This is a genomic window from Amycolatopsis sp. NPDC039088, assembly GCF_055598845.1.
Genome location: NZ_JBVKAE010000026.1, coordinates 77,065 through 95,874, shown reverse-complemented (window position 1 = coordinate 95,874; position 18,810 = coordinate 77,065). Strand labels below are relative to the sequence as shown.

Annotated in this window: 17 protein-coding genes; 8 read left to right on the top strand and 9 right to left on the bottom strand. The window is 68.9% G+C overall.

Annotated elements, in window-relative coordinates:
- Window positions 1–4: 4 nt before the first annotated feature.
- A complete protein-coding gene (locus ACZ7KI_RS29555; protein ID WP_470276324.1) occupies window positions 5–358 on the top strand; it encodes a DUF3099 domain-containing protein in 354 nt (117 codons plus the stop codon).
- 371 nt (window positions 359–729) lie between these two features.
- Here the strand turns inward: ACZ7KI_RS29555 and ACZ7KI_RS29550 are convergent, their stop codons facing one another.
- From ACZ7KI_RS29550 to ACZ7KI_RS29535, 4 genes are read right to left on the bottom strand one after another with little or no spacing between them, the layout of a single operon-like run.
- Window positions 730–1,602 carry a carbohydrate kinase family protein gene (locus ACZ7KI_RS29550; protein ID WP_470276323.1) on the bottom strand — a complete coding sequence of 291 codons (873 nt, stop codon included), beginning with the start codon at window positions 1,600–1,602 and terminating at the stop codon, window positions 730–732.
- Complete coding sequence (locus ACZ7KI_RS29545) at window positions 1,599–2,516, bottom strand: pseudouridine-5'-phosphate glycosidase (RefSeq protein ID WP_470276322.1); 918 nt, start codon at window positions 2,514–2,516, stop codon at window positions 1,599–1,601. The genes ACZ7KI_RS29550 and ACZ7KI_RS29545 overlap by 4 nt, the downstream gene beginning before the upstream one ends.
- A gap of 9 nt (window positions 2,517–2,525) precedes the next feature.
- Window positions 2,526–3,170 carry an HD domain-containing protein gene (locus ACZ7KI_RS29540; protein WP_470276321.1) on the bottom strand — a complete coding sequence of 215 codons (645 nt, stop codon included), beginning with the start codon at window positions 3,168–3,170 and terminating at the stop codon, window positions 2,526–2,528.
- On the bottom strand, window positions 3,170–3,976 hold the full coding sequence (locus ACZ7KI_RS29535) for a sporulation protein (RefSeq protein WP_470276320.1): 807 nt from the start codon (window positions 3,974–3,976) through the stop codon (window positions 3,170–3,172). The genes ACZ7KI_RS29540 and ACZ7KI_RS29535 overlap by 1 nt, the downstream gene beginning before the upstream one ends.
- 58 nt (window positions 3,977–4,034) lie before the next feature.
- On the opposite strand from ACZ7KI_RS29535, the gene ACZ7KI_RS29530 reads away from it, so the two are divergent.
- Together ACZ7KI_RS29530 and ACZ7KI_RS29525 are read left to right on the top strand one after the other, a co-directional pair.
- A complete protein-coding gene (locus ACZ7KI_RS29530) occupies window positions 4,035–4,277 on the top strand; it encodes a DUF3039 domain-containing protein (RefSeq protein ID WP_005164469.1) in 243 nt (80 codons plus the stop codon).
- Between the two features lie 124 nt (window positions 4,278–4,401).
- Window positions 4,402–5,238, top strand: a complete 837-nt coding sequence (locus tag ACZ7KI_RS29525) for a hypothetical protein (protein ID WP_470276318.1) — start codon at window positions 4,402–4,404, stop codon at window positions 5,236–5,238.
- A gap of 312 nt (window positions 5,239–5,550) precedes the next feature.
- Here ACZ7KI_RS29525 and ACZ7KI_RS29520 read toward each other — a convergent pair whose 3' ends face one another.
- Window positions 5,551–8,676 (bottom strand): efflux RND transporter permease subunit, encoded by a 3,126-nt coding sequence (locus ACZ7KI_RS29520; protein WP_470276317.1) that lies wholly within the window; start codon window positions 8,674–8,676, stop codon window positions 5,551–5,553.
- Between the two features lie 132 nt (window positions 8,677–8,808).
- Window positions 8,809–9,912, bottom strand: a complete 1,104-nt coding sequence (locus tag ACZ7KI_RS29515; RefSeq protein ID WP_470276316.1) for a YihY/virulence factor BrkB family protein — start codon at window positions 9,910–9,912, stop codon at window positions 8,809–8,811.
- 277 nt (window positions 9,913–10,189) lie between these two features.
- On the opposite strand from ACZ7KI_RS29515, the gene ACZ7KI_RS29510 reads away from it, so the two are divergent.
- The 5 genes from ACZ7KI_RS29510 (at window position 10,190) to ACZ7KI_RS29490 (ending at window position 16,942) form a co-directional block, all read left to right on the top strand.
- Window positions 10,190–11,944 carry a DEAD/DEAH box helicase gene (locus ACZ7KI_RS29510; protein ID WP_470276315.1) on the top strand — a complete coding sequence of 585 codons (1,755 nt, stop codon included), beginning with the start codon at window positions 10,190–10,192 and terminating at the stop codon, window positions 11,942–11,944.
- Between the two features lie 325 nt (window positions 11,945–12,269).
- A complete protein-coding gene (locus ACZ7KI_RS29505) occupies window positions 12,270–13,403 on the top strand; it encodes a sugar ABC transporter substrate-binding protein (RefSeq protein ID WP_470276314.1) in 1,134 nt (377 codons plus the stop codon).
- Between the two features lie 89 nt (window positions 13,404–13,492).
- Window positions 13,493–14,266, top strand: coding sequence for an ATP-binding cassette domain-containing protein (locus tag ACZ7KI_RS29500; protein WP_470276313.1), 774 nt, complete (start codon window positions 13,493–13,495; stop codon window positions 14,264–14,266).
- 22 nt (window positions 14,267–14,288) lie between these two features.
- Entirely contained in the window at window positions 14,289–15,749 is a 1,461-nt protein-coding gene (locus ACZ7KI_RS29495) for a sugar ABC transporter permease (protein ID WP_470276312.1), read from the top strand.
- Between the two features lie 11 nt (window positions 15,750–15,760).
- Window positions 15,761–16,942 carry an ROK family protein gene (locus ACZ7KI_RS29490; RefSeq protein ID WP_470276311.1) on the top strand — a complete coding sequence of 394 codons (1,182 nt, stop codon included), beginning with the start codon at window positions 15,761–15,763 and terminating at the stop codon, window positions 16,940–16,942.
- A gap of 57 nt (window positions 16,943–16,999) precedes the next feature.
- Here ACZ7KI_RS29490 and ACZ7KI_RS29485 read toward each other — a convergent pair whose 3' ends face one another.
- From ACZ7KI_RS29485 to ACZ7KI_RS29475, 3 genes are all read right to left on the bottom strand, one after another.
- A complete protein-coding gene (locus tag ACZ7KI_RS29485) occupies window positions 17,000–17,605 on the bottom strand; it encodes a TetR/AcrR family transcriptional regulator (protein WP_470276310.1) in 606 nt (201 codons plus the stop codon).
- Window positions 17,586–18,446 (bottom strand): alpha/beta fold hydrolase, encoded by an 861-nt coding sequence (locus ACZ7KI_RS29480; RefSeq protein ID WP_470276309.1) that lies wholly within the window; start codon window positions 18,444–18,446, stop codon window positions 17,586–17,588. Before ACZ7KI_RS29480 ends, ACZ7KI_RS29485 begins: the two co-directional genes overlap by 20 nt.
- Before the next feature lie 102 nt (window positions 18,447–18,548).
- On the bottom strand, window positions 18,549–18,728 hold the full coding sequence (locus ACZ7KI_RS29475) for a DUF7455 domain-containing protein (RefSeq protein WP_016332937.1): 180 nt from the start codon (window positions 18,726–18,728) through the stop codon (window positions 18,549–18,551).
- Window positions 18,729–18,810 lie beyond the last annotated feature (82 nt).

Here is an 18,810-nt window from a genome sequence, read left to right as displayed (position 1 = left end):
GAGCATGGAAGCCGGAGGTGGTGCTGTGAACGCGCCCGCCCACGGTCCCGAACCGAGGGAACCCGCTCCGGTGCTGATCACCGAAGCCGCCCCGTCCTACGAAGAGCAGCTGGCCAAACGGAAGCGGAAGTACATCATCATGATGTCGTTCCGCATCCCGTGCCTGATCCTCGCCGGGATCTTCTACCAGACCTGGTGGCTGGCACTGGCGTTGATCGCGATCTCGATCCCGCTGCCGTGGATCGCCGTCCTGGTGGCCAACGACCGGCCGCCGCGCAAGAGCGAGGCGGTGAACCGGTACCAGGCCGAACCGACCCGGATCGAGGGCGGCGGGCACCAGGTCATCGACGGCGGCTGACTCGTTTCGCGCGTGCCATGAAAGGACCTTTCATGGCACGGCAGGGCGGCTACGGCCGCGGGCTGGCCTTCGCCATGAGACGAGGGCGAGGTCGTTCCGCCTGTTCGCGAGCTACGGCCACCCGTGCCGTGCTGAAGGGGCCTTTCCTCTCATCGCATGCGGTGAAAGCGTCCTTCAGCTCCTGCCGCAACCCCGGACCTCGACCGAACTCCTTCGGACCCCAGGACCGGTGGCGTGTGGTGCGGTCCTGAGTGGCACGACCGGTGCTACCTCGCGACGATGAGGGAATCAGGACACTCACTGCCCGAAACACACCCACACCGGCGCAAGTAGTCGGCTAACCGCGCCGGTCGAAACAGCGACGCCGCGCGTCAGGGTTGCGGGCCGACCTTCGCGACCGCCTGGGCACCCAGTCGCGTACCGGCCCGAAGGACCTCCACCGTGGACTCGCCGCGCAGCCACGCCGCGAGCACACCGGCGTCGAAGGCGTCCCCCGCGCCGGTGGAATCGACGCAGTCGGCGGGCTGCGAAGGCACCGAAGTGATGTTGCCGCCCGCGTCCACCCAGCTGGCGCCGTCGAGACCGGCGGTGACCACGACCTCGCCGACGTAGCCCAGCAGTTCCTTCGCCGCCGCCGGATCGCTCGACCCGGTCAGCGCGACCAGTTCGCTGGTGTTCGGCATCAGCAGGTCGACGCCGCGCACGTCTTCGAGGAACTGCGCCGGATCGGTGATCAGCGTCGCCGCCTGCGGGTCGACCGACGTCGTCAGCCCGGCCTTCTTCGCCGCGGCCAGCGAGGCGAGCGCCGCGGGCCGTGATGTCGGGTACAGCAGGACGTAGCCCGAAAGGTGCAGGTGGCTCGCGCCGCTCAGTGCCTCCTCGGTGATGTCCTCGGGGCTGAACCGCGCGTTCGCGCCGCGGTCGGCGAGCATGCTCCGTTCACCGGCGCCGTCGACGAGCACCACGACGCAGAACGTCGGTTCCTCGGGATCCACCGCGAAGGAGCAGCGGACACCCGCCGCCTCCAGTTCGCTCTTCACCATGCGGCCGCCGGAATCGTCGCCGATCCGCGCGATCAGCGTGGTCTCCGCGTCCTCGGCACGCAGCCAGAGCGCGGTGTTCGCGCCCGCGCCGCCACTGGTGAAGTGGACCTTCGCGCGGATGTCGCCACCGTGCGGGATGGGACCCTCGTGGCGCGCGACCACGTCCAGGCCGACGTCGCCGACGACCACGATGCCGCTCATGCCGCGTTCCCGGCGAGCGCGACGGCCACCGCGGTGGCGAGTTCCGCGTTGGACAGCACCAGTGCCTCGTTCGCGTCGAGGCTCACGCCGCCGCTGGCGGTGTGGAAGTGCTCCAGCAGCACCGGCGTCACGTCGCTGCCGTGAACTCCTCGCGAGCGCAGGAGCTCCAGTCCTTCGGCGAGCAACCGGTCGTGCAGTTCTTTGTCCATTTCGGACGCTTCAGGGATCGGATTCGCCAGCAGTACCCCGGAATTCGCGTATGCCCGATGCGCGGCGATGACGGAGGCGGCCTGCGCGGCGTCGTCGACCCGCCACGGCACCTCGAAGCCGGACGAGCGGAGGTAGAACGCGGGGAACTCGCCGGTGCGGTAGCCCAGCACGGGTACCGAGTTGGTCTCCAGCACCTCGAGGGTCGCGGCGATGTCGAGAACCGACTTCACCCCGGAGCACACGACCGTGGTCGGCACCTTCGCGAGCACGCCAAGGTCGGCCGAGACGTCCCAGCTCTGCGCCGCGCCCATGTGCACGCCGCCCAGCCCGCCGGTGGCGAACATGCCGATCCCGGCCGCGGCGGCCAGCGCCGCGGTGCTCGCGACCGTCGTCGCCCCGGACCGGCCGAGGCCGACGGCCGGGCCGATGTCGCGCAGGGAGAGCTTGTCCAGGTCCGCGCCGGGCGCGCAGACGCGCTCCAGCTGCTCGCCGGAGAGCCCGACCAGCGGGACGCCGTCGAGGACGGCGATCGTCGCGGGCACGGCGCCGCCGTCCCGCACGACCCGCTCCAGCCGCTTGGCGACGTCGAGGTTGCGGCCGGGCGGGAGACCGTGGGAGAGGATGGTGCTCTCCAGCGCGACGACAGGATCACCGTCGGCGAGGGCGGAGGCGACCTCTTCGTGAAGGGACAGTTGCGGAGTCACGAGCGAACATCATCGGTGATGTGGGTCCGTGTCACGCCAGCGGGTCAGTTCGGTGGCGAGGTTCTCGCGGGCCTTGCCCTCCCAGCGCGCCCGCGCGATGTCACTGCGGTACAGCCGCGGCCTGGCCAGCAGGTTCTCCAGCACGGCCGTGCGGCCGGCGCGCCAGTCCTCGTCGGAGTAGATCGAGTACTCCGCACGGACGCCGCTCGCGTACTCCTCGTAGACCTCGGGTGCGGCCCCGAGGATCGCGAGGTCGGCGTCGAGCAGCGTCGTGGCGAGGAGGTCGTCGTCGGGGGCGGAGTGATCGATCGTGGCGAGGATCAGGCCTTCGGTGCGCGCGATGTCGGCTTCGGGGACCCCGGCGTTGGTGAGCTCGGCCCGGGTCCAGGCCGCGCTGGCTCGTTCGTCGTCACCGGGACGGGCGTCGTAGACGACGTCGTGCGTCCACGCCGCGATGGCGACGAGGGCTCGTTCGCGGGCGCTCAGCCCGAAGGCGACGGCGAGCGCGCCGCTGTCGTGGGCGACGGCGGTGGCGTGCCGGAGGTCGTGATAGTGGCGGTGCGGCTCGGCGTAGCGGGTTTCCAGGTCGTTCCACGCGACGGCGGCGATCTGATGGTCGCCGCCGAGCCGGGTGACCGCGGTGGTCCAGGTCATCAGTCGAAGATCCCGCGTGCTTTGGCCACCTCGTGCAGCCAGCCTTCGAGCTGTGGCTCCCACTTGACCCGGTCCAGCGCGGCGTGGTCGACCTTGAACAGGCCGAGGAACTCCTGCCCGCGCCCGCCGAACCCGCCGCTCTTGGACACCCGGACCCGCTTGGTCACCTCCAGCACGACCTGCGTCTCCATGGCCGAGGACAGGAAGGTCACCGCCACGGAGGTGAAGACGGGCGCGAAGCGCGGCGAAGGGGTGAAACGGATCTCCTGGAAGAACGGGAGCTGCTGGGTCGCGCCGTCGACCCGGCCGGGTTCCAGCACGGCTTCGCGGAAGACGAAACCGATCCGGCTGAACGCGTCCAGGATCCGCTTCTGCGCGGGCAGCGGTTCGATGGCGGCGCCGTCGACGTCGACCGGGTCGGTGACGGAGTTCGCGATGTCGAGGCTGGTCTGCAGGCCGACGGCCATCCCGGGCAGCGGCTTGCCGAAGACGCTGGAGATCGGCGTCTCCCAGGGCAGGGCCACCTCGAACGGGATGCGGACCTGCTGCCCGGCCGCGACGCGCTCGCGGCCTGCCAGCTGCTGGGTGCCGAACTCGAGATCCTCGACGCCGGGGTCGCGCGCGTCCGGGATCTGGACGCGGGCGAGCAGCTTCACCGCGAGACCGTTGATCTCTTGATCGACTTCCCCGCCGAGCAGCAGGACCTCGCCGCGCAACGGGCGGCCGGGGGAGACCGTGCGGTCGAGCAGCCGGGCGTCGATCTTCGCCCCGCCCGAACCGAACGTCGCGAGCACCTTCTGGAACATGGGCGAGATCCTGCCAGGTCCCCGGTGTGCGCAGGAGGATTTGGGGCATTATGGAGGGGTGAGCACACAGACCCTTCCGAAGCCGGATACCCGTCCCGAGGGCACCGACGGCACCGACGACGACGCGCCGAAGATGTTCCACTACGTGCGCAAGAACAAGATCGCCGAGAGCGCGGTCATGGGAACGCACGTGGTGGCGCTGTGCGGTGAGGTCTTCCCGGTGACGAAGTCGGCGAAGCCCGGTTCGCCGGTCTGCCCGGACTGCAAGAAGATCTACGACGGTCTCAAGCCGGGCGACTGACGGCTGACCTTCCGGTGTCCGAAACCGGACAAAATCTGAAAATCCTTCACATGGCGGCTGCCCGGCCCGGTTTTCGCTGGTAATTCAGTACCCGCCAGCGAAAACCCGCCGGGACGGAGCCTTCATGCGTAGAACCGGGATCGTGCTCGCCATCGCCGCGTTGGTCGCGGTGTTCTCACCAGCCGCCGCCCAGGCCGTGACGGGTTGGACAACGGTCGGCTCGGACAACGCCCGCCCACTCGACGAGGGCCAGGGCCTGGCCACCATCGAGCGGCCGTCCGGGACCATCTTCCGCTACACCGGGATCGCGACCGTGCCGGTGAACCTGTCGTCGCAGGGCTGGAACCACGTCGGCGACCCGGGTTCGGCGCAAGGCTGGTACGTCGAGCCGTACCAGCGCGACGACAGGGGCGCGAAGCTCTTCCGCGTCGAGTCGCCCACCGGGACCTGGGCGAACTACACGCACGCGCTGGAATCGTGGGAGGCGAACAACAACTCGTTCGCCGCCGTGACCCCCGACGCCCGCTGGATGGTGGCCGGTGAGTGGGGCACGATGGACCGGCTCCTCGTGCACCCGATGCCCGGCGTCGCGCACACGAATCCGGCGGCGAACCTGCCGTACGCTTCCGCGATCCGGCTCGACCGGCCGATGCGGGACATCCAGGGCTGCGACTTCGTCACCGCGACGCGGCTGCTGTGCGCGTCCGACGACCCCGAAGGCTCGCTCTTCGGGACCACCAAGCCGTTGCTGCAGGTGGACCTCTCGGGTGCGCTGTCCGGTTCGGACGTGACCGGGCGGGTGACCTCGCTGGGGCAGTTGCCGCTGAAGAGCACCTGTAGCGGGAACTTCGAGACCGAGGGCATCGACGTCGCCGCCGATGGGACTCTGCGGGTCATCGTGTTGTCGCCGTCGTGGTGCGTGGCCTTCGACAGCAAGACCTGGCGGTTCCGGAAGGCTTAGCGCCCGGTCTCGTGAGTGGTGATGACGGTTATTGAGGGTTGAGGCAAGCGTGGCGTGGTCAAGTCTCTGCCCTCACCGCGTGTCGTCCGTCCAGGTACGCGTGACGTCCATCCGGGTACGCGGAACCGCCAATTCGCACCGTCGCTGAGCCCGTGCCGTGAAGGACTCCTTGAGGGACTCAGAGTCCCTCAAAGTTCCCTTCACTCGGCTCAGCCGAGGAAACTCGGCCCCAGTACATGATGGCCCCCTTCCTTGCGCCAGGCGCAAGGAAGGGGGCCATCATGTACTTCATTCGGACCACTCACGAGCCTCCTACGAAGCCGGCTCCGGAGTCAACGTCTCGGTGGCCGGGGCCGAGGACCGCTTCGCGTCCTTCTTCGCGCGGCGCTTCTCTTTCCGGGTCTCGACCATCGTGTACAGCGTCGGCACCAGGATCAGGGTCAGCAGCGTCGAGCTGACCAGCCCGCCGATGACCACGATCGCGAGCGGCTGGCCGATGAACCCGCCCTGTCCGGTCAGCCCGAGCGCCATCGGGACCAGCGCGAAGATGGTCGCGGCCGCGGTCATCAGGATCGGCCGTAGCCGTCGCCTGCCACCTTCGGTCACCGCCTCGGCGACGCTCATCCCCGAAGCCCGGTACTGGTTGATCAGGTCGATCAGCACGATCGCGTTGGTCACCACGATGCCGACGAGCATCAGCATCCCGATCAGCGCCGGCAGGCCGAGCGCGGTCCCGGTGGCCAGCAGCAGCCCGATCGCGCCGGTCGCCGCGAACGGGATCGACACCAGCAGGATCAGCGGCTGGAGCAGGCTGCGGAACGTCGCGACCATGATCAGGTACACGATCGCGATCGCGGCCAGCAGCGCGAGGAACAGGTTCCCGAACGCCTCCCGCTGGTCCTCGCTGACCCCGCCGAGCTTGTACGCCGCGCCACCGGTGAAGTTCAGACCGTCCAGTTTGGACTGGATGGCCCTGGTGGTCGCGGCGAGGTCCGCGCCGGTGTTCTTGGCGGTGACCGTGGTGCTCAGCTCACCCGACGTGCGGTGCACCGCGGCCGGGCCGTCCACAGTGGACACGTTCGCGACGGAGTCGAGCCGGACGACGCCGGTGGCCGACGGGATCGGCAGCGCCTTGATCGCGTCCACCGACACCGGGGCCGCCGTACCCGCGCGCAGCACGATGTCCGTGCGCTGCCCGTCGACCGGCAACTGGGTCACCGTGCGACCGGCGATGGCCTGGTTCGCGATCTGGCCGATCGACGTCGCCGAAAGCCCGCTCGCGGCGGCCTTGGCGGCGTCGACCTCGACCTGCACCCGCGGCGAGCCCTGCGCGAGGTCACTGGTCACCTCGGTCAGGTCCGGCACCTCCGACAGGGCTTGGCGGACCTGCTCGGCGGCGGGCTTCAGCGCGGCTTCGCCGGGGGCGGTGACGGTGATCGAGACCCCGTCGGAGTTGAAGCCGGAGGCGTCCGCGCCGACCTTGACCTCGCCGAGTTCCGGCCGCTTCAGCTTGTCCCGCAACCGGTTCGACAGCGCGTCGAGGTCGGTGTCCTTGGCGACGGTGACCGAAATGCTCGTCGACGTCCCGCCCATGCCGAAGAAGCCGGCCCCGCCGATGCTCACCTGGTAGGTCTCCACGGCGGGTTCGGCGGCGAGCGCCTGCTCCACCGCGCCCGCGGCCTTCTCCTTGGCCTCGGAGCTGGTGCCGGGCGGCAGTTTCTGCGACAGGTTCAGTGTCGTCCCGCCGGACTGGTCGAGGAAGTTCGTGTTCAGCCGTGACGCCAGCCCGACCGTGCCGCCGAAGATGATCAGCGCCAGCAGGACCACGGTGACGCGGCGCCGGGTGGCGAACCGGATCACCGGCACGTACCCGCGCTGCAGCAGCCCGCGGCGTTCCTTGTCCTCGGCCGCCTGCCGCGTGAGCTCGGCCTCGTGCTCGTTCGCCGGGGTCTTGGGCGGCTTGAGGAACCAGTACGCGAGCACCGGCACGATCGTCAGCGAGACCAGCAGCGACGCCAGCAGGGCCACGGTGACGGTGATCGCGAACGGGGAGAACAGCTCGCCGACGAACCCGCCGACGAAGGCGATCGGCAGGAACACCGCGACCGTGGTGAGGGTGGACGAGGTCACCGCGCCCGCCACCTCGCGCACGCCGTCGAGCACCGCGCGCTGTTTCTCCTCGCCGTACGCCAGATGTCGTTTGATGTTCTCCAGCACCACGATCGAGTCGTCGACCACCCGCCCGATCGCGATGGTGAGCGCGCCGAGGGTGAGCAGGTTCAGCGAAAGGTCACCGGTCCACAGCGCCAGCAGCGCCACCACCACCGAAAGCGGGATCGACACCGCCGTCACGAGCGTGGACCGCAGCGACATCAGGAACAGCAGGATCACCACGACCGCGAACGCCAGCCCCAGCAGTCCTTCGGTGGTCAGCCCGCTGATCGCGTCCTTGACCGGGGTGCCCTGGTCGAACACGACGCTCATCTCGGCGCCGATCTTCTTCGACAGGTCAGGCAGCTTGTCCCGCACCGAATCCGAGATCGCGACCGCGTTCCCGTTCTCCACCATGGTGATCGAGAGCCCGAGGCTCGGCTTGCCGTTGGTGCGGGTGATCGACGTCGGCGGCGCGAATCCCGCCTGGACGTCCGCGACGTCACCCAGCTTGACCGGCTTGCCCGCCGCGGCACCGGGACGCGGGGTCGGCGTCAGGTAAAGGTTCTTGATCGTGTCCACTGTGGTCGGTCCGCCGCCGACCTGGACGGTGAGCGTCCGGTCGCCTTCGGTCAGCGTCCCGGCCGGGACCGCGGCACCGGCGGTCTGCAGGGTGGTGGCGATCGACGACGGGTCGACGCCCGCCGCGGCCAGCTTCGCGTAGTCCAGCGCGATGGTGACCCGCGGCTGCCGCGCGCCGGTCACCTGGACGTCGCGGACACCGTCGATCTTGCGCAGTTCCGGCGCGACCTCCCCGGTCAGCGCGGGCGCGAGCGCCTGCGGGTCGCCGGTGGTCCCGGCGGCGAGCAGCACCACCGGCAGGTCGTCGGTGGACCCCGCCGACACCGACGGCTCGGTGTTCTGCGGCAACCGCGCCTTGACCCCGTCGACGACGCGCTGGATCTGCCCCACCGCGGCGTCGATGTCCGTGCCGAACTCGAACCGCGCGGTGATCCGCGACAGGCCCTCCGACGACGTCGAGCTCAGCTCTTCGAGCCCCTTCAACCCCTGAAGCCCGCCTTCGAGCGGCTCGGTCACCTGCCGGTCGACCGCGTCCGGCGACGCGCCCGAGTAGGGCGTGATGATCTGCGCCTGCGGGAACTGCAGCGACGGGAACAGCTGCTGCTTCAGCTGCGGCAGGGCGAAGGCGCCGAAGCCGATCACCACCAGGGCGAGCAGCCCGATGAGACTTCGGTTGCGCAGGCTCAATCTGGCCAGCGTGGACATGACGGGCTCCCCCAGGAATGACTCGGGACGGGCGGGTTGCCGCGAGCCTTTCATGGCGGAGGGTGGACTGGATTCACACCACGGGTGGAACCCCGCCTACGACTTCGGGATGAGGGCGTCCCCCATCCGGTGTCAACTTCGCCGTTCGGTCACCTGATCGGCTTCGCTCTGCGTCTCTTCGTTCACCGAGTGTTCCGGTTCGGCCTCGTCGTCCTGACGGGGACGCCGCAGCGGGACGGTGGTCCGCTCCCACCGTTTGCGGCCCTCCTCGGCGCGGATCCGTTCGCTGGCCCGTTCCATCTCCAGCCGCCGCCACTTCCGGCGCTGGCGTTTGGTCGCCTTGGCGGGCCACAGCTCCTGGATCGCGCTGTTGAAGTAGGCGCCGCCGACCACCGCGAGCCCGATGAAGAACATCAGCAGCAGGAACGCGATCGGCGCGGCGAGCGCGCCGTAGGTGTAGCCGGTCTTGGTGATCCAGTTGAGGTAGATGCGCAGGCCGACACTGGAGAGCAGGAACACGATCATCGCGAGCATCGCGCCCGGCAGGCCGCGGTGCCACGGCAGGCGGCGCGGCAGGGAGAGCTTGTAGAGCGTGGTGAGCGCCAGCACGATCATCCCCCCGAGAACGGGGTAGTACAGCGTGCCGACCCAGTACGAAACCGTGTCGCGCCAGTCGTTCGGGAAGAACTGGGGGAGCAGGTCCGGGCCGATCGCCAGCAGCGGTAGCCCGACCACCAGGATGACCAGCCCGGCCAGGTACAGCAGCAGCGCGAAGATCCGCTGCCAGACGTCGTTGCGGACGCCGTACTGGTCGTGCGCCACGGTGATCGCGTCGACGAACGAGGACATCGCCGACGAACCCGCCCACAGGGAGATCAGGAAGCCGATCGAGACGATCTCGCCCTTGCCGACGAACAGGATGCTGTTGACCGTCGGCTCGATGATGTCGTGGACGGCGTTGTCGCTGAAGATCGTCTTGCTGAAGGTGATGATCCGGTCGTGGACCGCGGTCACGACCTCCTGGCCGAACCAGTCGCCGACGAAACCGAGGCAACCGAGGAGCCCGAGCAGCAGCGGCGGCAGCGACAGCGTCTGCCAGAACGCGGCTTCGGCGGCTTCGGAGAAGATGTTGCCTTCCCACGCCTTGTTGAGCGTGCGGCTGAGCAGGCGCAACGGACCTCTGCGGACCTTCGCGACCCCAGCGGCCGACTCTTCCCGGCCGTTCTCCTCGCTCATGCAGCTCCTCCGCCAGCGCCGAGCGCCCTTGACGGTGTCCAGCATGGTCCATGCCGCGGCATTCGGCTCGTCACCCCTGGCATTTCGGGTGAGTAAACCGACAACGGGGGTGGCGCTTCCGGCGTTCCACGGGCCCGGCGGGTAGGCTCACCCCAGTGCCCTCACCTCAGGCGCCGGCGTCGCGGCCGGATACCAAAGTGGGGGCTTTTGCTTGTCGGACACAGTGCTTGTCAGACAGCGGTGAACAGCGCTTTTGAGGGAGAGGGAGGTGACCGGCATGTCGGAAACAGTGGAACGTGATCGTGGCACGTTGGGCGCGCCTCCCGCGGCGAAGGACAGCACCGCCCGGCCGCTGCGTGCCTGGCAGCGCCGCGCGCTGACGAAGTACCTGACGAAGAAACCGAAGGACTTCCTGGCGGTCGCGACGCCGGGCGCGGGCAAGACGGTGTTCGGTCTCCGGATCGCCGCCGAGCTGCTGAGCGACCGGACCGTCGAAGCGATCACCATCGTCGCGCCGACGGAGCACCTGAAGCACCAGTGGGCCGCTTCGGCGGCGGCCGCGGGTATCGCGATCGACTCGAACTTCCGCAACGGCGCCGGCGCCACCTCACGCGACTACCAGGGGGTCGCGGTCACCTACGCGCAGGTCGCGGCGCATCCGACGCTGCACCGCGTGCGCACCGAGAACCGCAAGACCCTGGTGATCCTCGACGAGATCCACCATGGCGGTGACGCGAAGTCCTGGGGCGACGCGGTCCGCGAGGCGTTCACGCCCGCCGTCCGCCGTCTCGCGCTGACCGGGACGCCGTTCCGCAGCGACGACTCGCAGATCCCGTTCGTCACCTACGAGCCCGACGGCTCGGGTTTCCAGCGCAGCAAGGCCGACCATGCCTACGGTTACGCCGACGCGCTCGCCGACGGCGTGGTCCGGCCGGTCGTCTTCCTCGCCTACTCCGGTGAGGCCTCCTGGCGCACGAGCGCGGGGGAGGAGTTCACCGCGCGGCTCGGCGAGCCGCTGACGGCCGAGCAGAACGCGCGCGCCTGGCGCACGGCGCTCGACCCGGCAGGCGAATGGATCCCGGCGGTGCTGCAGGCCGCCGATACCCGCCTCGCGCAACTGCGCGCCAACGGCATCCCGGACGCCGGTGGCCTGGTGATCGCCACCGACCAGGAGTCCGCGCGCGCCTACGCCAAGATCCTGCAGCGCATCTCCGGCCAGAACCCGACGGTCGTCCTTTCCGACGATCCCAAGGCGTCCGGGCGGATCAAGGAGTTCTCCGACTCGACCGACCGCTGGCTCGTCGCGGTCCGGATGGTGTCCGAAGGCGTCGACGTCCCGCGCCTGGCCGTGGGCGTCTACGCCACCAGCGCGTCGACCCCGCTGTTCTTCGCGCAGGCCATCGGCCGGTACGTGCGTTCGCGCAAACCCGGCGAGACCGCTTCGGTCTTCCTGCCGAGCGTGCCGGTGCTGCTGGAACTCGCCAGTGAGCTGGAAGCGCAGCGCGACCACGTCCTCGGCAAACCGCACCGGGAGAAGGAAGGCTGGGAGGACGAGCTCCTCGCCCAGGCCAACCGCACCGAGGACGAGCCGGGCGAAGAGGAGAAGGCGTTCACCTCGCTGGGCGCCTCCGCCGAACTCGACCAGGTCATCTACGACGGCAACTCGTTCGGGACCGCCGTGTTCTCCGGTTCCGACGAGGAACAGGAGTACCTCGGGCTGCCGGGGCTGCTCGAACCGGACCAGGTCCGCGCCTTGTTGCGGAAGCGGCAGGAAGAGCAGCTCTCGGACGAGAAGCGACGCAAGCCGAAGGCCGAGCAGCAGGCGCCGGTGGCACGGCCGCAGTCGGTGAGCGAACGGCTCGGCAGCCTCCGCAAGGAACTCAACGCCCTCGTGGGCGTGTACCACCACCGGACCAAGAAACCGCACGGCGCGATCCACAACGAGCTGCGCCGGGTGTGCGGCGGACCACCTACCGCGATGGCGACGGTGGAGCAGCTCGAAGAGCGGATCGTCACCCTGCGTTCCTGGTAGCGCCCCGTACCAACCGCTATGAAAGGTCCTTTCCTTGCAAAATTTGCAAGGAAAGGACCTTTCATAGCGTTAGGGACCCAGAGACTCGGCGAGCCACGGTCACGCTCCGTGAGTGGTGGCGGTCACACTGTCAACGTGCCTGGACTTCGTACGCCTTGCTACGCCCACGTTGCCAAACCGTGTCCATTTGATGAGGCTTAATCGATTCAGCCGTCTTCCGCGAAACCCTTTCGGCGGCATATGTTGTCGCCCACAACATATGCGCGATGGTGCGACGGGTCCTCCTGGATCGCCGCCCGCGAGCAAGATTCGGAAAGGTTCGAGGATGCGCAGCAGAACCCTTACCCTCCTCGCCGCGACAGTGGGCGCCGGCCTGGTGCTCTCCGCCTGTGGCGCCAACACCGCGGACTCCGGGAGCGGCAATTCCTCGCAGTCCGCGCCCGCTCCCGGTGGTGCCGCCACCGGTGGCAAGGTCGGCGTCATCCTCCCGGAGACGGCCAGCTCCGCGCGCTGGGAGGCGTTCGACAAGCCCTACCTGACCAAGGCGCTCAAGGACGCGGGCTTCGACGCCGACGTCCAGAACGCGCAGGGCGACGTCCAGAAGTTCACCACGCTGGCCGACGGCATGATCGGGCAGAACGTCAAGGTCCTGATCATCGCCTCCATCAACAGCGAGGTCGGCGCGGCGGTGGCCAGGAAGGCGCAGGCCGCGGGCATTCCGACGATCGACTACGACCGGCTGAACCTCGGCGGCAGCTCCGACTACTACGTCTCGTTCGACAACGAGAAGGTCGGCCAGCTCCAGGGCCAGGGCCTCTCCGACGCGCTGAAGGACAAGAAGGGCGCCGAGGTCATCATGATCGAGGGTGCCCCGACCGACAACAACGCGACGCTGTTCGCCAACGGTCAGAAGTCCGTCCTGCAGCCGAAGTTCGCCGGCGGCGACCTGAAGCTCGTGCGGGAACAGGCCATCGACAACTGGGACAACCAGAAGGGTGGCCAGACCTTCGAGCAGATCCTGACCGACAACAAGGGCAAGGTCGACGGCGTCGTCGCCGCGAACGACGGTCTCGCCGGCGCGGTCATCACGGTGCTGAAGAAGAACGGCCTCAACGGCAAGGTCCCGGTCACCGGCCAGGACGCCACCGCGGACGGCCTCATGGCCATCCTGCGCGGCGACCAGTACATGACCGTCTTCAAGCCGATCAAGGAAGAGGCCGAGGCCGCGGCGAAGCTCGCCGTCCTGCTCGCCAAGGGCGACAAGCCGGGCGCCGACGCGCTGGCCACCGGCAAGGCGAAGGACCCGAAGGGCAACCGCGACGTCAAGTCCGTGCTCCTCGAGCCGAAGATGACCACCAAGGACGGCGTCAAGGAGGTCGTTACGCAGGGTTACGTCAAGGCCGCCGAGATCTGTGGTGGCGACCTGGCCGCGGCTTGCGCGCAGCTCGGTATCTCCTGACCCGTTAAATCCAGACAACCGGGCCGGGGCGCTCCTCCCGACAGCGCGTCCCGGCCCGGTACCCAGCCGGGAGAATTCGAGAAACCCCCATGAGCGAACCCATCCTCGAACTAAGGCAGATCAACAAGAGCTTCGGACCGGTCCACGTCCTCCACGACGTGGACTTCGAGGTGCGGGCCGGTGAGGTCACCGCGCTGGTCGGCGACAACGGGGCAGGCAAGTCCACCCTGGTCAAGTCGATCGCCGGGATCCACGGCTACGACTCCGGCACGGTGAAGTTCCAGGGCGAGCCGGTCCACATCCACGGCCCGCGTGACGCCGCGGATCTCGGGATCGAGGTCGTCTACCAGGACCTCGCCCTGGCGGAGAACCTCGACATCGTGCAGAACATGTTCCTCGGCCGGGAACGCGGCAGCAAATGGCTGCTCGACGAGGCCAGCATGGAGAAGGCCGCCCGCGAGACGCTCGCGTCGCTTTCGGTCCGCACCGTCAAGTCCGTCCGTACCCCGGTTTCGGCGCTTTCCGGTGGGCAGCGGCAGACCGTCGCGATCGCCAAGTCCGTGCTGTGGGACTCCAAGGTCGTGCTGCTCGACGAGCCGACCGCCGCGCTCGGCGTCGCGCAGACCCGCCAGGTGCTCGACCTGGTCCGCCGCCTCGCCGAGCAGGGCCTCGGTGTGGTGCTGATCAGCCACAACATGGCCGACGTGTTCGAGGTCGCCGACCGCATCGCGGTGCTCTACCTCGGCCGTCTCGTCGCCAACGTGCACACCAAGGACGTCACCCACGGCCAGGTCGTGGAACTGATCACCGCCGGCCGCTCCGGCGATCTCGGCCTTGCCCGCCCCGAAGCCGCCGTCCTCTAAAACGGGCGAGAAAGAACCGGAAATGACTGAGACACCTGCAAAGCCCGCCTCGCCGGAGGGGGGCAAGTCGGCGGCCACCGCGCTCAACCCGTCGGCGGCCATCACGGACTTCGGCATCGACACGACATCGATGTCAACGTCGGAAGCGATCGGCGACTACTTCTCCCGGATCAAGGCGGGACAGCTGGGCTCGCTCCCGGCGTTGCTCGGCCTGCTCGTGCTGGTGATCGTGTTCGCGTCGCTGTCGGACACGTTCCTGACGATGAACAACATCGCGAACCTGCTGGCACAGGGTGCCGGCAAGGCGATCATCGCGATGGGCATCGTGTTCGTGCTGCTGCTCGGCGAGATCGACCTGTCCGCGGGTACCGCGTCCGGCGTCACCGCCGCCGTACTCGCGATGCACTACGTGCGCAACGGAAACCTGTTGGGCGGGATGGGGAACGGCGTGTTCATCGCGTTCCTCGTGGTACTCGCGATCGCCGGTCTGCTCGGCGTGATCCTGCGGATCTGGGCGGGCGTCGGGTTCGCGGTGCTCGCCATCGCGCTGGTGCTGTCGGGAACGGCCGCCAATCCGTGGATCGAGATCCTGCTCGCGATCAGCGTCGGCGGTGCGATCGGGGTGCTGACCGGGTTCCTGGTCTCGAAGATCGGCATGCCCTCGTTCGTCGTGACGCTGGCGCTTTTCCTTGCCTGGCAAGGTGTCATCCTGCAGTTCATCGGTGAGGGCGGCACGCTCGGCATCAGTACCTCGGACGTGTTGTTCAAGGTCGCCAACGGCAATCTGTCCACAGTGGGCAGTTGGGTCCTCTTCCTGATCGCGGCGGGCGGGTTCGCCGCGGTGACATTGGGCCAGCACTTCTCCCGGCTCAAACGCGGCCTGGTCACCCAGCCGACGCCGATGGTGCTGTTCAAGGTCGGCGCGATCGCGGTGGTCGCCGCGGTGGCGACCTATCTGCTGACGCTGAACCGCGCGCCCAACCCGAACATCGTGATCTCCGGCGTCCCGTACGTCGTGCCGATCGTGCTCGGCCTGCTGGTGCTCGGCACCTACGTGCTCAACCGCACGCAGTACGGCCGCCACATCTACGCCGTCGGTGGCAACCGCGAGGCGGCGCGCCGCGCCGGTATCAACGTCGAGAAGATCCGGGCGTCGGTGTTCGTCATCTGCTCGGCGGTGGCGGCGATCGGCGCGATCGTCTACTCGTCGAAGGTCGGCTCGGTCGACCCGCAGGCCGGTGGCCTCAACACGCTGCTGTTCGCGGTCGGCGCCGCCGTCATCGGTGGCACGTCGCTGTTCGGCGGCAAGGGCCGCGTGGTCGACGCGGTGATCGGTGGCCTGGTCCTCGCGGTCGTGGAGAACGCGCTCGGCCTGCTGAAGCAGTCGGCGGCGGTGGTCAACATCGTCACCGGTCTGGTGCTGTTGCTCGCGGCCACGGTGGACGCGCTGTCCCGGCGCCGCGCGGCTGCGTCACCGCGCTGAGCCCGCATGGAATGATGAAGTCCGTGACCAGCACACCCGTTGCACGACCAGACGAGGTGCGCAGGCACAACCGCACGACCTTGCTCCGGTTGCTGCACGTCAGCGGCCCGAGCACCAGGGCGACCCTGGCCACCGAGCTGGGGCTCAACCGCAGCACCATCAAGACCCTTGTCGACGGCCTCGCGGAAGCGGGCGTCGTCGAGGAGAGGGTCCCGAGGCCGGGACGAGGGGCGGGCCGCCCCTCGCTCCTGGTCCTGCCGCAGCCGCACGCGGCGGTGGTGCTCGCGGTCGACCTCCAGGTCGAACACGTGGCGATAGCGCTGATCGGGTTCGGCGGCCAGATCCTCGGGCGCAACAGCTGGAACCTCCGCGGCCGGATGCGGGAGGCCGACGAGGTGATCACCCATGTGATCGAGTCGACCACCATGCTGGCGAGCGATCTCGGCGTGCAGCCGATCGCCGCGGGGGTCTCCGTGCCCGGCGTCGTCCGCCGGGCGGACGGGCACGTGCACGAGGCGCCCAACCTGCGCTGGACCGACGTGTCGCTCGGGGAACGGCTCGGCGGTGTGCTGCGCATTCCCATCCTCGTCGGCAACGACGCCGAACTCGGCGCCATCGCCGAACACCTGCGCGGAGCCGCGCGGGGCTCGTCCGACGCCGTGTACGTCTCCGCGGACGTCGGTGTCGGGGGAGGGATCATCGCGGACGGCTCGTCGCTGCGCGGCGGAGCGGGCTACGTCGGTGAGATCGGGCATATGGCGGTCCGGCCTGGCGGCCGTCCCTGCTATTGCGGCTCCAGCGGCTGCTGGGAGACCGAGGTCGGCGAGGCGGCCCTGTGCCGGGCGCTCGACCTGCCCGAGGAGACCCCGCGCGGGGCGATCCTGGTCGAACTGCGCGAACTGGGCCGCGACCCGCAGGCCGCCCAGGAGCGGCTTTCGGAGTTCTCGGAATGGCTGACGGTGGGCCTGGTGAACGTCGTCAACCTCCTCGGCCCGCAGCTGGTCGTCCTGGGCGATCTACTCACCGCGCTGCCGGATTCGGTGGTGGGGTCGGTCGCGGCCGAGGTCCGCCGTCGGAGCCTGGTCAGCCGGGCGGTCGGCGGGACGCAGATCGTGAGCTCGGCGCTGGGCGCCGACGTGAAACTGCTGGGCGCGGCCGAAGCGGCGTTCGAGATGATCCTGGACACCGTCTAGCTCGCGTTCAGTCCTCTGGATGCGGTCGTTGCGTGTGCAAGTACCGCGTTCAGAGGACTAAACGCGGTCTTTCACGAGGCCCGACAGCAGGGCCACCAGTGCCTGCAGGCACCGCGCCTTCGCCGCTTCGGGATCCTCGGCGTGCGCGATCATCAGTGCCGCCTCGCCACAAGCGGTCATCACCAGTTGCGCCAGTTCCGGGATCGGCGCCGGGATCAGCTTCCCGTCGGCGGCGACCGACTCCAGGATCTCCGTGATCAGCCCCAGCCCGTACCGCTGCTCGATCGCGCGCCACTCCTGCCAGCCCAGTACGGCGAGCGCGTCGGTGAACGAGATCTGGACGACTTCGGGCCGCACGCAGACGTCGAGGAACCGCGTCAGCGCCGCGAGCGCGGCCGTCCAGGGATCCTCCCCGGCCCGCAGGACGGTCTTGAGCTCGTCGGTGATCTCCGTTTCGAGCTGCTCGACGACGGCGCGGAAGAGCCCCTGCTTGTCCCCGAAGTGGTGGTACAGCGCGCCGCGGGTGACGCCTGCCGCCCGGACGATCTCGTCGGCGGGCACGGCGGCGTAGCCCTGTTCGGCGAACAGGGGGCGCGCCGCCGTGATCAGGGCGGTCTGCGTCGACCGCGAGCGCTCGGTCTGGCTACGTCGTGGCGTGGGCACCCAGGAATTCCACCACCATGCCGCTCAGCCGCTCCGGCTGGTCCTCCGGCACGAAGGCGTAGGAGTCCTCGATCGTCTTCAGCTCCGCGTTCGGCAGCACGGCGGCGAGCTTCCTGCCCAGCCGCATCAGGAAATGCCGGTCCTCGGGCGCCCACACCAGCAGCACGGGTTTCTCGAACGCGGGCAGCCGTTCGGCCGCGGTCAGCGTGTAGCGCTTGTCGATCGCGGCGGTGAATCGTACGACGTCCTCGCGGATCGCCGGATCCCGTCTGCTGGGCAGCAGGTAGGCGTCGAGGACATGGTCCGGGATCGGATGCTTGGCCAGCCACACGAACTTCGTCGCCTTCAACAGCCGTCGTGAGCGCATCGCCTGGATCACCGGCCGGAAGCCACCGGGGATCCGCGCCAGCGTGGTCAGAGGGGCGAACATCGGCGGCAGGAACCGCTCGAAGGAGTCCGACGGGGTCAGCACGACCCGTCCGACGCGTTCGGGCGAGGTGGTCATGAGCAGTTGCGTGAGCGCGCCGCCGGTGTCGTTGGCGACCACCGTGACGTCGGTCAGGTCGAGCACTTCCAGGAACCGCGCGATGAGCGCGGCGACGCCGGGCGGGCTCAGGTCGGCATCGGGAACCGGGATCTCATGCGAGCCCAGCGGCCAGTCCGGGATCAGGCAGCGAAACCCGGCGTCGGCGACCGCGGGGGCCACCTTGCGCCAGAGCAGGCCGTTCGTCAGCAGACCGTGCACGAAGACCACCGGAGGGCCTTCGCCGCGGTCGCGGTAGCGGATGCGGGCGCCGCCGAGGTCCACCTCGTGCGTCTCGCCAAGAAGGTCGCTGGTCATGCCAGAAACATACACGCGGTATGTATGTTTCTGCTAGCTAAAACAGGGCGGCCGACCGCTCCATGGGGAGCAGCCGGCCGCCGGGTGGTCGTGGACTGGTGGTTACCGCTGAATGTCCGCGGACATTTCCTTGAGCTTCGTTTCGTGTGCGCGGGCGTGGTGACCACAGAAGAGCAACTCGCCACCGGTGCTGAGAATGGCTCGAACCTGGGCTGCAGCTCCACACCGGTCGCATCGGTCGGCAGCGGTCAGTTCGGGGCGGGTGAGCGTCGGTGAAGTCATTGGAGTCTCCCTCCGTCCCGGCACCGGTAACCCGGTGCCATCGATCCAGCTACGACCACTTCGGCACTGATGCCTGAAACGT